The organism is Xanthomonas campestris pv. asclepiadis (genome assembly GCF_020784175.1).
GTDB lineage: Bacteria > Pseudomonadota > Gammaproteobacteria > Xanthomonadales > Xanthomonadaceae > Xanthomonas > Xanthomonas campestris_D.
The window spans coordinates 20,815-34,713 of the sequence record NZ_JAJGQM010000008.1; the positions used below are offsets into that span (position 1 = coordinate 20,815).

13 protein-coding genes are annotated in these 13,899 nt (G+C 67.2%); 4 read left to right on the forward strand and 9 right to left on the reverse strand.

Features of this window, described 5'->3' with window-relative positions; translation table 11 throughout:
- Positions 1-107: 107 nt before the first annotated feature.
- From LL972_RS05825 to LL972_RS05850, 6 genes are all read right to left on the reverse strand, one after another.
- A complete protein-coding gene (locus tag LL972_RS05825; RefSeq protein ID WP_039512199.1) occupies positions 108-806 on the reverse strand; it encodes a rhomboid family intramembrane serine protease in 699 nt (232 codons plus the stop codon).
- A 40-nt stretch (positions 807-846) separates the two neighbouring features.
- Complete coding sequence (locus LL972_RS05830; protein WP_228326771.1) at positions 847-1,254, reverse strand: MGMT family protein; 408 nt, start codon at positions 1,252-1,254, stop codon at positions 847-849.
- 305 nt (positions 1,255-1,559) lie between these two features.
- Entirely contained in the window at positions 1,560-2,930 is a 1,371-nt protein-coding gene (gene gorA, locus LL972_RS05835) for a glutathione-disulfide reductase (RefSeq protein ID WP_228326772.1), read from the reverse strand.
- A complete protein-coding gene (locus LL972_RS05840) occupies positions 2,927-4,177 on the reverse strand; it encodes an NAD(P)/FAD-dependent oxidoreductase (protein ID WP_228326773.1) in 1,251 nt (416 codons plus the stop codon). The genes gorA and LL972_RS05840 overlap by 4 nt, the downstream gene beginning before the upstream one ends.
- A 7-nt stretch (positions 4,178-4,184) precedes the next feature.
- Positions 4,185-5,429: a DUF418 domain-containing protein gene (locus LL972_RS05845; protein WP_228326774.1), complete on the reverse strand. Its 1,245-nt coding sequence runs from the start codon at positions 5,427-5,429 to the stop codon at positions 4,185-4,187.
- 205 nt (positions 5,430-5,634) lie between these two features.
- A complete protein-coding gene (locus LL972_RS05850; RefSeq protein WP_104534164.1) occupies positions 5,635-6,114 on the reverse strand; it encodes an FKBP-type peptidyl-prolyl cis-trans isomerase in 480 nt (159 codons plus the stop codon).
- 73 nt (positions 6,115-6,187) lie between these two features.
- Between LL972_RS05850 and LL972_RS05855 the strand changes: the two genes are divergently transcribed.
- Positions 6,188-6,769 carry a C40 family peptidase gene (locus LL972_RS05855; RefSeq protein WP_228326775.1) on the forward strand — a complete coding sequence of 194 codons (582 nt, stop codon included), beginning with the start codon at positions 6,188-6,190 and terminating at the stop codon, positions 6,767-6,769.
- 109 nt (positions 6,770-6,878) lie between these two features.
- Positions 6,879-7,628 carry a C40 family peptidase gene (locus LL972_RS05860; protein WP_228326776.1) on the forward strand — a complete coding sequence of 250 codons (750 nt, stop codon included), beginning with the start codon at positions 6,879-6,881 and terminating at the stop codon, positions 7,626-7,628.
- Positions 7,629-7,852: 224 nt separating this feature from the next.
- On the opposite strand, the gene LL972_RS05865 is transcribed toward LL972_RS05860, so the two are convergent.
- From LL972_RS05865 to LL972_RS05875, 3 genes are all read right to left on the reverse strand, one after another.
- Complete coding sequence (locus tag LL972_RS05865) at positions 7,853-8,344, reverse strand: acyl-CoA thioesterase (protein ID WP_228326777.1); 492 nt, start codon at positions 8,342-8,344, stop codon at positions 7,853-7,855.
- Positions 8,345-8,451: 107 nt separating this feature from the next.
- Positions 8,452-9,288: a class I SAM-dependent methyltransferase gene (locus LL972_RS05870; RefSeq protein ID WP_228326778.1), complete on the reverse strand. Its 837-nt coding sequence runs from the start codon at positions 9,286-9,288 to the stop codon at positions 8,452-8,454.
- 9 nt (positions 9,289-9,297) lie between these two features.
- The gene (locus LL972_RS05875) at positions 9,298-10,638 is read right to left on the reverse strand and encodes a dicarboxylate/amino acid:cation symporter (RefSeq protein ID WP_228326779.1); all 1,341 of its coding nucleotides are present in this window, start codon (positions 10,636-10,638) and stop codon (positions 9,298-9,300) included.
- 141 nt (positions 10,639-10,779) lie between these two features.
- Between LL972_RS05875 and LL972_RS05880 the strand changes: the two genes are divergently transcribed.
- On the forward strand, positions 10,780-12,486 hold the full coding sequence (locus tag LL972_RS05880) for an alkaline phosphatase (protein WP_228326780.1): 1,707 nt from the start codon (positions 10,780-10,782) through the stop codon (positions 12,484-12,486).
- Between the two features lie 91 nt (positions 12,487-12,577).
- Positions 12,578-13,873 carry a tRNA lysidine(34) synthetase TilS gene (gene tilS, locus LL972_RS05885; RefSeq protein WP_228326781.1) on the forward strand — a complete coding sequence of 432 codons (1,296 nt, stop codon included), beginning with the start codon at positions 12,578-12,580 and terminating at the stop codon, positions 13,871-13,873.
- The last annotated feature ends 26 nt before the right edge of the window (positions 13,874-13,899 follow it).

Sequence of the window (13,899 nt, forward strand, 5' to 3'; positions counted from 1 at the left end):
GTCTCAAACGCGCTCTGCGTAGGAGCGGACCTGGCCGCGACAAGGCTTTACCGGTAAACCGGCGTCGCGGCCGGGTCCGCTCCTACGAATCAATGCGTTGCCTGACCTCAGCGCACCACGCGCAGCGGCGGCTTGCGCCCCTTGCCACCGCCCTTCTTGCCACCGCTGCCGCCAAACGGCGACTGCCCGCGCCAGTAGCGAATCATCAGCCAGCCGAACAGCATGCCGCCCAGATGCGCGAAGTGGGCCACGCCCGGCTGCCAGCCGGTTGCGCCCAGGAACAGCTCGATCGCACCGAACACGATCACGAAGGTGCGCGCCTTCATCGGGATCGGCGGAAACAGCAGCATCACCCGCTGGTTGGGAAACAGCATGCCGTAGGCCAGCAACAGGCCGAACACCCCGCCCGACGCCCCCACCACCGGCGCCCCGCTCTGGGTAAACCAGGCCATCAGCAACTGGCACACGCCGGCACCGGCCACGCACACCAGGTAGTAGGTCAGAAAGCGCTTCTGGCCCCAGGTCTGCTCCAGCGCCGCGCCGAACATGAAAAGCGCCAGCATGTTGAAGAACAGATGGTTGAACCCGCCATGCAGGAACGCATAGGTCAGCAACTGCCACGGCATGAAACTGGCGCCGGGCGAGAACGCATCGAAGCCGTTGGAGATCGGCCACAACATCAACGACGACAGCGCCGCATCGGAGGGCAGCACGCCGGCGCCCAGGTCGCCCAATGCCCATTGCAGCAGGAACAAGCCAATATTGGCGATCAACAACGCTTTGGTGACGGGCGGCAGTTGGGGCATGACGGCATCCTTCGGAATGCCAACCATCATAACGTCAGGCTTATGAAGGTCCCCACACGGCCGCATCCAGCCGCTGCGCGGCACTGGCGCGGCGCACCCGGCCCCGCTCGACCGCCACGCCTTCGGCACGCAGCCGCTGGCATTGCTCACGGTAGCCGGACGAACCTTCCGGCAACGCGATCCGACCATCGCTGCGCAGCACCCGGTGCCAGGGCAGTTGCGGATCGTCATTGCCGCTTAGCACGCGGGCCACCAGCCGCGCTCGCCCGGGCAGGCCGGCGCGCAGTGCGACCTCGCCATAGCCGGCGACCTTGCCGGAAGGAATCGCGCGAATCGCCGCGAGGATACGCAGTCGCGCCTGTTCGCTGGAGAGCGTCTCGCCGTTGCAGCCGGCACGCGCAGGCGGACCCGCAGGGGGACGCGTCACTGGGTTGCGGGGCTTGGACATCGTGCAAGGATGCCAGCTATGAAGCATGGTCGGCTGGGACGGCAGATCGGCAGTTGATTGACGCATCGAATTTGCCTGACCCTCACCCCAACCCCTCTCCCGAGGGGAGAGGGGCTTTGATCTGTTCGCTCGCAGGGCCCTGGCCTGCGTCAAGCGCACTTACGTCGGGTGCAGAAGTAGCATGCGGTGTTGCGCGGGGCTGCCGCAAGTTGTGAAACGCAGGGGCCGACGTCAGTACCGGCATCAGGCAAGGGACTGATGCCCTCGTTGGTCCGGCCACAACAGCCGCATCGATGCACAGTGCATCAATGCATCAACACGATCTCTTCCGACGAGGTGGGATGGATCGCCACGGTCTCGTCGAAGTCGCGCTTGGTCGCGCCCATCTTCACGGCTACCGCAAAGCCCTGCAGCATTTCGTCGGCGCTTTCGCCCAGCAGATGCACGCCGACCACGCGCTCTTCTTCGCCCACGCAGACCAGCTTGAACAGGCTGCGCTGCGGCGCGTCGGCCAGCGCGTACAACATCGGACGGAAGTTGCTGCGGTAGATGCGCACTGCGTTGCCGTGCCGTGCGCGTGCCTGCTCCTCGGTCAGTCCGACCTGCCCAAGCGGCGGATGCGAGAACACCACGCTCGGCACGCCTTCATAGTCCATGCGCGCATCGGGCTGCTTGCCGAACAGGCGGTCCATCAACTTGCGTCCCGCCGTGATCGCCACCGGCGTCAGTCCGACCTTGCCGCCGACATCGCCGATGGCATGGATGTTCGGTACGCTGGTGGTCTGCCCTTCGTCCACCACCACCTCGCCTTTGCCGCCCAGGCGCACGCCGGCCGCTTCCAGGCCCAGCCCCGCCGTGTTGGCGCGTCGGCCGGTGGCGAAAAACACCTGGTCGAAGACATCGTTGCCCTGCTCGCTGGGATGCACGGGATGGCCATGCACGCGCAGCTTGCCGTGTACGTCGCGTTCCAGCCCGGTGGTGGAAAAACCGAAATGCAGGCGTACGCCCAAGTGCCGCAGGTTGTCGGCCAGTTGCAGGGTCAGCTCGGCATCGAAGCGCTCCAGCAGCCGCTCGCCCTGTACAAACAAATGCACGCGACTACCCAGCGCCTGCAGCAGGCCGGCGATTTCCACCGCGATATAGCCGCCGCCGACAATCGCCACCTGCTCTGGCGCATGACAGAGATTGAAGAAATCATCGGACACCTCACCGTGCTCGGCACCGTCGATGTCCGGCCGCAGCGGATGCGCACCGGTGGCGATCACGATGTGCTCGGCGGTGACCGGCACGCCATCGCCACCCATGATGGTATGGCGATCCTGCAGCACGCCGCGCTGCGGAATCATCACCACGCTATCTTCGTTGAGCCGACGCCGGTAACTGGCGTGGATGTTGTTGATGTAGCCCTGCCGGTGCGTGACCAGTTCCTGCCAGGCCAATGTCGGTCGTGCCACATCGAAACCCAGCGCCCCGGCCAGCTCGATCTTGCCGGCCAGATCGGCCGCCAGCCACATCGCCTTCTTCGGCACGCAGCCGAGATTGACGCAGGTGCCACCCAAGGCGTTCGGCTCCATCATCGCCACGCGTGCACCGTGCTTGGCCGCGCGAAACGCAGCGGCCAATCCGCCGGAGCCGCCGCCCAGGATCACCACGTCGTAATCGTAACGGGCACTCACGCGAATCGCTCCGCCCGGTAAGGATGCGGGTCCAGCGCGGGTGCGCGGCCCGTGATCAGGTCGGCCATCAATTGTCCGCTTGCAGTGCTCATGCTGATGCCGAGCATGCCATGTCCGGCTGCGAGCCAGACGTGAGGACGGCCCGGCACCGCGCCCAGCACCGGCACGTCGTCCCAGGTCATCGGCCGCCATCCATACCAGCGTTCGATCACGGCCGGACCGGCTGGCGCATGCAGATAATCGGCCGCTGCGCGCTCCAGTGCCGCCAGACGCGTGGGGTTGAGGTGGGTGTCGTGCCCGGAGAATTCCATCGTGCTGCCGATACGCAGACGATCGCGCCACGGCACCACGAACACCCAACGGTCCTTCAACACCACCGGGCGACGCGGCATCAGCGCCGGGGCGGTATAGGTGATCGAATAGCCCTTGCCGGCCTGCACCGGCAGACGCAAGCCCAGTTGCGCCGCCAACAGCGGCGACCATGGGCCGGTTGCGATGACCACCTCGCGCGCCTGCAGTCGCCCGCGCGCGGTGTGCACGCACGCGCCACGTGCGTCCGGCACCAGCGCATCGACGCGGCACTGCGCCTGGATCACCGCACCACGCGCGCGCAGCACTCTCGCCAGTTCTGCGGTGTAACGCTCCGGGCGCAGATGCGCATCGCCGGGGAAATGGATCGCACCGGCAATGCCCGCACGGAATGCCGGATCCTGGCGCACGTAGTCGGCACCCTCGATCATCTCGGCCTGGATACCCCACTGCGCAAGCACGTTGCACTCGTGGCGATAGTGCGCAAAGCGGCGCGCATCGGCAAACACATAGTCCAGCCCATCGCTGCGAAATTCGCAGTCCAGCGCATAGCGCTCGACCCAGTCGTCGAAGCGTTGCCGCGCATCGCCCAGCAACGCCGCGCGCGCCTGCGCGCTGGCCTGCCAGTGACGCGTATTGCAGCGCTGCGCGAACTGCAGCAACCAGCGCCACAGCGCCGGGTCAAGACGTGGCCGGATATACAGCGGCGCGTCCGGCGTCAGCATCCACTTCAGCGCCTGCGCGATCATGCCCGGCGCTGCCAGCGGCGGCGCATGGCTCGGCGTGATGGTGCCGCAGTTGCCGTACGACGTCGCCGCACCCACCGCACCGGCATCGAGCACGTGCACCTGCCGGCCCGCTTCGACCAGTGCCAGCGCAGTCGCCAGCCCAATGGCGCCGGCACCGACCACCACCACATCGACAGGCGCGGCGCTCATGTGCGCACTACCCCACGCGCACGCTGCTGCGGCGCATCGGCGGCACACGCAGATAGGTCACGCTGCGCCATAGCCATTCCATCGGCCCGAAGCGGAACCAGCGCAACCACAGCTGGCTCAGCACCACCTGCAGCGCAAACAACGCCAGCGCGAACGGCAGCTGCCATACGCGCGGCAGCTGTTCGAAGTAGCCAAGCCCGTAACCGTAGAAGATCCACGTGCACACCAACGATTGCATCAGGTAGTTGGTCAGCGCCATGCGCCCGGCGGGCGCCAGCCATGCCAGGCGCGGTGCCAGGCGCACCACCCACGCCGCATAGCCCAGGCTCATCAGCGGTCCGGCAATCAGCGACAACGCGAATGCACCCGACAGGCGCAGATCCAGGCGCGCCGGATCGATCCACGGTTCCAGCGCGTAACTCACCCCCATCACGCCCAGTCCGAGTGGCAGTGCGCCATAGCGCAAAGCGCGGAACAGGCGCGGGAAGCGCTCGGGCGCGGCGATCGCCCCACTGCGCACGAACCAGCTGCCCAGCAGGAACATGCCGAGCATCGCCGGGCCGTTGATGCTCAGCCCGGTCATCGCCTGCTGCAGGTCGTGCCAGCGCTGCAGCGTGGCCTGCGCATAGCTGCCGCTACCGAAGGCGGCGCGCTGCGCCTGCACGTTCGCTGCTGCCTGTTGCGCTGCGTCGGCCACCGCGGCCTTCCATTCCACGGCAGATGCCGGGTCGAGCTGGGTCAAGGTGCCCGCGACGCCGTACAGCAGCATCATCCCGGGCGCGCAACAGTAGACCAGTGCGGCAAACCACGGCAGCGTCACCGTCGGCACCGCGCGTGTGGCCAGCAGCAACAAGGCCAGCAAGGCGTAGGTCACCAGAATATCGCCGGACCACAGCAGCAGCGCATGCGCCAGCCCGATTACCAGCAGCGCAACGGTGCGACGCAGATACGGGCCGAACAACCTCCGCCCGGCCTGCGCGGCGCGTTGCGCCATCACCGCAAACCCCATGCCGAACAGCAGCGAGAACAGCGTGTAGAACTTGCCCTGCACGAACAGATACACCAGCGCATCGGCAACCCGGTCGGCACCGTGCCAATGCGGCTCCACGCCGGTGACCGCCAGATCGAGCGGGCCGACGAAGGCTTCGATATTCATCAGCAGGATGCCCAGCAGCGCAACACCGCGCAGCACGTCCAGCACGGCAATTCGCTCGCTGGTTGCAACGGGCAGCAGAAGATCGCGCGGGGTCATCGCGGCGCGCACAACGCGGCGCGGCGATTACGGCGCGCACCATGCAAACAGCCCGCCGAGATGGCGGGCCGCGGAAACACATCCAGCGAGCGTTGGTCGGGCGAACACGACCTGCGCAGGCGAATCGGCATCACCACGCGGTGCATGCCGATATTGCCGATTGCCCGCATCGGTCGGCCCGCCACACAGACAGTGACGGCTGCGCTCAGTGGTGATGGCCGCCTTCGCCATGCACATGCCCGTGGTCGCGCTCTTCCTGGGTGGCTTCACGCACCTCGATGATCTCCACGTCGAAGTGCAGATCCTTGCCGGCCATCGGGTGATTGAGATCGACATCGACCACGCTCATGCCGACCTTCTGCACTGTCACTGCGCGCGGGCCGAAGTTGGTCTGCAGCACCACCTGGGTGCCCGGTACCAGCTTGGTGGCGCCGAAGTGCTTCTTGGGCACGCGCTGGCTCAGGCCTTCGCGGTATTCGCCGTAGGCTTCGGTGGCCTTGACGTCCACGCCGAAGCTCTCGCCGGCTTGCTTGTCCATCATGGCCGCTTCCAGGCCCGGAATGATGTTGCCGTGACCGATCATGATCGCCAACGGGTCACGCTCCTTGGAGCTCTCGATCGGCTCCTGGCCAATCTCCGAAACGGTGTAGTGGAAGCGGACGACGCTGTCTTTTTCGATCTTCATGCCTGGCTCTGGATAGGCTGCCCGGTGGCAGACGGTGGAGGACGGCTTGTCGGCCGCCGGGTGCGCCGCCATCATGGCGACCTTTCGAACCGCCCATTATCCCGGCTCCATGCATATCACGCCAGTTTTCGCCGTCCGCGCCCGCCGCGCCGCGGCCAGTTCGTTGCTGGGCCTGCTCGTGCTGCTGGGCGGTTGCGCACAGGCACCGGTCCGTCGACCGGCCGCTGCCCCGCCACCGACACCGCGGGCATGGCCGCAGGTGCCACCGTCGAATCCGGCCGCCGCCAATAACATCCTGATGCGTGCGCTGGGCCTGGTCGGCACGCCATACCGCTTCGGCGGCAATACGCCGGAGACCGGCTTCGACTGCAGTGGGCTGGTCACCTATGTCTACAAGGATGTGCTGGCGCTGTCGCTGCCACGCACCTCGCGTGAACTGGCCGAGGTACAGGGGCCGCGCATCCCGCAGGAGAAACTGACCACCGGCGATCTGGTGTTCTTCGGCTCCAGCGGCAACGTGACCCATGTCGGCATTTATGTCGGTGAGGGCCGCTTCGTGCATGCCCCCACCACCGGCGGTACCGTCCGCTTGGATTTCCTGGATGGCGCGTACTGGCGTGACCATTATTCAGGTTCAAAGCGGGTTTTGCCCTGATATGTGATGCCTGTCACATTTCATAAAACGGAAATTTAACCTTTTTTGAACGTAACGATTCTTTCACCAAGGCATCATCCCGCATCGACAGCAGAATTGTGATTCCCGCGTGACGAACGACGAACAGATCATCACTGGCGCCGCACCGCTTCCGCCCCGGAAACCGCTCCGCCTGCTATGCGCCACCGCTCTTTGGCTCGCAGCCCTTCCCGCCCTGGCCCAGACCGCCAACGGCACCCCATCCGCTCCGCAGACGGCCCCGCCGGACAGCACCGTCGCCGCCGAGAAAGCCGCAACCCGCAGCCGCGCCGACGCCGCTGCCACCGCAACACTGGCCGCCCTGCTTCCGCATCTGGCCGCCAACGACGCCATTCCGCTGATGGACCGTTCGGCGATGTTCGCCGGTGACCTCAGCCGCCTGCTGGCCAATTACGACGTGTCCCAGAGCGCGGCCAACGCCGCCCCGAACGCCGTGGCCGACAGCCGCGTCCAGGTGATCCTGCAACGCGCCATGGCCCTGCTCGGCACCCCGTATGTCTGGGGCGGCGAGTCCACCGAAGGTTTCGACTGCAGCGGCCTGGTCGGCTATGTGTTCAAGACCGCCCTGGGCATCGACCTGCCGCGCGTCTCCCGCGACATCGCGCGCGACGAATCTGCTGAACTGATCAAGGACCCCAACGCGCTCAAGGCAGGCGATCTGGTGTTCTTCGGCAGGCGCGGCCGCATCGACCACGTGGGCCTGGTGGTCGGCGATGGCAAGTTCCTGCACGCGCCCAGCCGCGGCAAGGACGTGCGGGTGGATTCGCTGGCCAGCGGCTATTGGAGCGAGAAGTTCATCCAGGCGCGTCGGGTGCTGTGACCCACTGCGTGGACACTGCGTCGATTGCATGACAGAGGCCGCGGCGATCCCGCGGCCTTTTTGTTGCGTCGTCGTCGCCCATGGACGTTCTGCAGGCCCTATGACCGCTGCATGACAGAGGGTGCCAGCCATCGCCGGGCCAAGTGGCAGGCAGCGAGTGTCAGGCTGCCTGTGGCCCCTCGCGCATGGCCGGGCCAACGGCGCAGCGCAGCGTGCGCCGCAGGTTACCGCGCGGTGTCGGCCTGGTAATGCGCCATGGTGTCCTCGATGCCCTTGCTCAGCTCCATTACCTTGAGCGCATATTCGGCCAGGCGCTGGTCTTCCGGCGTACCCGGCTGCCAGGACGGCACCGCCACCGGGGTGATGCCGTCCGGGTCCATCGCCACGAACACGATGATGCAATGCGTGCATAGCCGCGAGTCACCGCCCATCGGGCTGCGCGCCCGCACGTCGATGGCGAAGTGCATGCTGGTGCGGCCGGTGTAGACCAGCTTGGCCGATACCGCGACCAGATCCCCGATCCGCACCGGCGCCACGAAGCGGATGCCGCCCACCGCCACGGTGACGCAGTAGTGCCCGCTCCAGCCACTGGCCGCGGCAAAGCCGACCTGGTCGATCCACTTCATCACCACGCCGCCATGCACCTTGCCGCCGAAATTGACGTCACTGGGCTCGGCCAGAAAACGAAATGTCAGATCACGCTGTTGGCCAATCACCGCCCGCCCTCGTCAATGGATGAGCTGGCAGTGTGCCATGCGGGTGGGACCCCAGTGCGCACAACCAATAACGCCCGACGCATCGTCCGGCAGCGCGGATGCTTCAATCAGGAACGTAGCGCGTCCAGGTTGTCCTGCCTGCGCAGACACAACCAGGGAAAGTGCGGCTGTTTCATCTTGAGCATCCGCCGCAGACGCGCGCCTGGGCGTCGCGGGTCGAATAGTCGCTGCACAGCAAAGCGGTCGAAGCTGGCGTAGGTGTGCTGATGGTAGTGCGCGGCCAGCGCCGGAACGCCCAGGTCTGTGAAATAGCGTAGGCTGCGCGCGGCGCTTGCATTGGCAGCTCGCGCATCTGCATACAGCGGGCTGTCCAGGATATGCAGTTCGCCGCCGTCGCGCAGTTGGGCGAGCAAGCGGATGACCAATGCGGCGGGGTCGGCGAAATACTGGATGCAGGCCGGGATCACGATGACGTCGAAGAGATCGCGCGGCAGCGCCAGGGTCTGGATGTCGGCGGCGATAAAGCTCAGGCGCTGGTCGTGGCCGAACACACGCGCAGCCTGGGCCAGTTCGGTGCGATTGACGTCGATACCGCAGACGTCGCGCTGCAGCGACTGCGCCAGCAACTGCGACAACCAGCCGTTACCGCAGCCCAGTTCGGCAATGGCGCCCTCGCCTGCCTGCGCGCGCAGGTGCTGGACCAGCAACGCGCTGGACAGCGCACGCACCTGCCATTCCAGACTGGTGCCGAGCTTGCCGCCAGGGCGCGGCAGGCTGCGCACCTGTGCATCGGTGTAGAGCCGGCCTTCCTTGCGCCGGACGTCCAGATACTGCTGCTCGAACGGGTCGTCGGCCAACGACCGCTGCACGAACACGCCGTCGACGCTCTCCAGCTCAGGCAACTGCTGCAGGCGATCGCGCAGCGTGGGAAATCCGACGCGCATCGGCGGCGGTCAGCGCTGCGTCGGAGCGTGGTCGGTCAGCGGATCTTCCAGCCCCACGTTAGTCGATGCCGACTCGTAGACTGCCTTGTCGAGCAGGCCGGTCTCCTTGGCCACCAGCACCGGCACCAGCATCTGCCCGGTCACATTGGTCATGGTGCGCATCATGTCGAGGATGCGGTCGATCGCATACAGATAGCCGATCACTTCCAGCGGCAGATTGGCCGCACTCAGCACCACCGTGGCCATGATCACCGCGGTGCCGGGCACGCCGGCCGTGCCGAAGCTGCCGAGCACCGAGGCGATCAACACCACGAAGTACTGGTTTGCGGTCAGCGGCACGCCGGTGTATTGCGCGATGAACACCGCGCACAAGGCCGGGAAGATCGCACCGCAACCATCCATCTTGATGCTGGCACCCAGCGGCACTGCGAACGCGGCATAGTCCTTGCTGACGCCCAGGTTGTGCGTGATCGAGCGCATCGCCACCGGCATCGCGGCAAAGCTCGATGAACTGACGAAGGCCACCTGCATGCCCGGCGCGGCGCCGCGGAAGAACTTCCACGGATTCAATCCGTGCAGCAACAACAGGCTGCTGTAGACCACCACGATATGGATCGCGCAGGCCACATACAGCGCCAGCACGAAATTGCCGAACGGCAGCAGCTTCTCGAAACCATAGCTGCCGACCAGGCTGGCGATCAGCCCGAAGGTGCCCAGCGGGGTCATTTCCAGCACGAAGCGGGTGACCTGGATCATGATGTCGCTCAGCTGCGCGGTGAGCTTGCGCGCCTCGGCCACGCGCTCGCCGAGCTTGACCATCGCAAAGCCCAGCAACGCAGCGAAGAAGATCACCGGCAGGATCGATCCGCGCCCGGCCGCCAGCACCGTTTCGCCGGCCGCATTGGTCTTGGTGCCGATGCCGGTCAGCGCAAAGAACGGATTGGACGGCACCACGTCCAGCAGCACCTTGATCGGGCTGGGGACATCGCGCGGTTTCCAGGCCGAATCCACACTCAGGCTGAAATGGCCGGCGCCGGGCTGCATCAGCGTGCCCACTGCCAGGCCCACGCCCACCGCCAGCGCGGCGGTGATGACGAACCACAGGAAGGTGCGCCCACCGAGCGCGGCGACGGATTTTTGCCCGTGCAGCGAGGAGATCGCATTGATCACCGCAAAGAACACCAGCGGGATCGCGATCATCTTGATCAGGGTGACGTACAGATCGCCGAGTGGGCCGAACCACACATCGGCCGCCGGGCCCATGGCCCAGCCGGCCAGCGCGCCGAGGACGAAGCCGGCCACCACGCGTTGCCAGAACGGAATGCGCAACCAGGCCGAGACCAATGTCATGCGTCGAATCATCCGGGGGAGAGTGCATGCACCATAGCCCAGGCCCGCGCCGCCCGCGAGGCCACGACTGGAACAGCGGCGTGTCATCTGTGTGACACCAGGCATCCCGGCATAATGCGCGCTGATTCAGTCACGAGTTCGATGCCGATGCGTTACCGCCTGCCTGCTCTCGCCGCCCTGACCACCGTGTGTGTCGCCGCCTGCGCGTCCAGCGCCGGCACCAGCGCATCCGCGCCCGCCGCCGTGCGCGTGGAGGTGCCGCAGGTGGCGCATCCCGCCGGCGAGACGCCGCAATGGTGGTACCGCTCGGGCGCCGCGCGCGCAGCCGGCAACGGCGCGATGGCCGGGCGCGCGCGCAACGTGATCCTGTTCCTGGGCGACGGCATGAGCCTGACCACGGTGGCGGCAGCGCGCATCCTGGATGGCCAGCGCAAGGGCGGGCCGGGCGAAGAGAACCTGCTGTCGTGGGAGCAATTCCCGGCCACCGCCTTCAGCAAGACCTACAACACCGATTCGCAGACGCCGGATTCGGCCGGCACCATGACCGCGATCACCACCGGGGTGAAAACGCATATGGGCGCGATCGGGGTCAGCAGCGGCAACCGCAGCGACTGCGCCGACAGCCTGGGCAAGGGCCTGCTGAGCTGGCTGCAGCTGGCCGACAGCGCCGGCATGGCCACCGGTGTGGTCACCACGACCCGCCTCACCCACGCCACCCCGGCGGCGACCTATGCGCATTCGCCGGACCGCAACTGGGAAAACGATACCGACCTGCCCGAGTCCGCCCGCACCGCCGGCTGCCAGGACATCGCCCAGCAACTGCTATCCACCGCGCGCTTCGGGCGCGGCCCGCAGGTGGTGCTGGGCGGCGGACGCAGCCAGTTCCAGACCGTGCAGGAACGCGATCCGGAGTACGACGACAAGGTCGGCCTGCGCCTGGACGGCCGCGACCTGGTCGCCGAATGGAAACAGGCGCACCCGCAAGGCGCCTATGTCTGGAACGAGCAACAGTTGCAGGCGGCCTCCGGCGCGCCCGCGTTGCTGGGCCTGTTCGAGCCGGATCACATGCAGTTCGATCACGACCGCAATCGCACCGCGCAAGGCGAGCCCAGCCTGACCGAGATGACCCGCACTGCGATCCAGTCGCTGTCGCGCGACCCGAACGGCTTCGTGCTGATGGTCGAAGGCGGCCGTATCGATCACGCCAACCACGCCGGCAATGCCTACCGCGCGCTCGATGAAACCGTGTCGCTGTCCGATGCGGTGCGCGCCGCCGTGCAGACCGCGCCGCCGGACACGCTGATCATCGTCACCGCCGACCATTCGCATACGCTCAACTTCGTTGGCTACCCGGTGCGCGGCAACCCGATCCTGGGCAAGGTGCGCGGCACCGGCGGCGAAGAAGGCGACCGCACCCAACTGGCCACCGACCTGGCCGGCCAGCCCTACACCACGCTGAGCTACGCCAACGGCCCCGGCTACACCGGCGCCAGCAACGCGCAGCCGGCCGGCGCCAAGAAGTACCCGCACGAACCCAGCAGCAGCGAGCCGGCCGCCGGCCGCCCGGACCTGACCCACGTCGACACCGAGGCGCCCAGCTACATGCAGGAATCGCTGGTGCCGACCAAGTCTGAAAGCCATGGCGGCGAAGACGTCGGCATCTGGGCCACCGGCCCGGGCAGCGCGGCCTTCCGCGGCACGCTGGAGGAGAATGTGATCTACCACGTCATCGTCCAGGCCACCCCGCGCCTGCGCGAGCGCCTGTGCAAGGCCGGTACCTGCGACAGCACCGGCGTGCCGGTGGAGTTGCCGCAGTCGGCCACGTTCGAGACTGCGGCCAAGCGCTGATGGGCAGGCTGCGCGCAGCGCGGACGGCAGCGGCGAGTCAGTCGTCGCCGCTCGCACCCGGATGCAGCGTCGCAGCAAGCCACCTGCATCAATGACCGGGTTGCTGCCACCGGCACTGCCGCCTGGCCCGGTGCTGGTCGCCTACAGCGGCGGCGTGGATTCGAGCGTCTTGCTGCACCTGCTGGCAGCGACGCCGCGTTATCGCGACACGGGGCTGCGTGCGGTGCATGTGCATCACGGCCTGCATGCCGATGCCGACGCCTGGGCCGCGCACTGCCAGCGTCAGTGCGATGCCCTGCACGTCCCCTTGCAGATTGCGCGCGTGCAGGTCGCGCGCGATAGCGGCCTGGGGCTGGAAGCGGCGGCACGCCATGCACGCCACGCCGCGTTTGCCGCGGCACTGGCGCCCGGCGAATGGTTGGCGCTGGCGCACCATCGCGACGATCAGGCCGAAACCTTCCTGCTGCGCGCATTGCGCGCTTCCGGCCCGGACGGCTTGGCCGCGATGCGCGCGCAGCGTCCTTTCGCGGCCGGCATGCTGTGGCGTCCCTTGCTGGAGCGCGCGCGCGCCGAGGTGCTGGCGTACGCACAGGCACAGGGCCTGCAGTGGATCGAAGACCCCAGCAATGCCGATGCCCGCCACGACCGCAACTTCCTGCGTACCCAGCTGTTGCCCGTATTGCAGCAGCGTTGGCCGCAGGCCGCCGAGGCACTGGCGCGCAGCGCGCAGCTGAGCGCCGATGCCAGCGACCTGCTGCTGCAGGAGGACACCGCGCTGCTGCCCGGCCTGCTGACCGCCGCAGGCGCACTGGATCTGCAGGCCTTGCGTACACAGCCGGCAGCACGTCGGCCGCGGCTGCTGCGCGCCTGGGTGGCGGCAGCGCAAGCGCTACCGCTGCCTGCGCACGGCGTGGCTGCACTAGAGCAGGAGATCGAGGACGACGCGCCGGATCGGCAGGCCTGCTTTGCCTGGCAACAGGTGCAGGTGCGACGCTGGCGCCAGTGCCTGTACCTGTTGCATCCGCGCGCCGCGTGGCCGGCGGCATGGCAGGCATGCTGGGATGGCGCAACCCCGCTGCCACTGCCGGATGGCGCCTGCCTGCAGTTGCACGGCGCAGCCGGCCTGCGCTTCGCGCAACCGCTGCTGGTGCGCGCACGCCAGGGTGGCGAACGCATCGTGCTGCCGCAGCGCGCGCATTCGCACCGGCTCAAGCACCTGCTGCAGGCGCTGGATCTACCGCCCTGGCAACGCGCGCGCCTGCCGATCCTGTGGGCAGATGGCCAGGTGCTGGCAGCCGGCGATTGCATCCTCTCCGCGGCATTGAGCGACTGGCTGCAGGCCAACGGCGCATCCTTGCACTGGCGCGACGACGCCAATGCGAATTGACCCGCCTGCCTGCGCGCCGCACACTT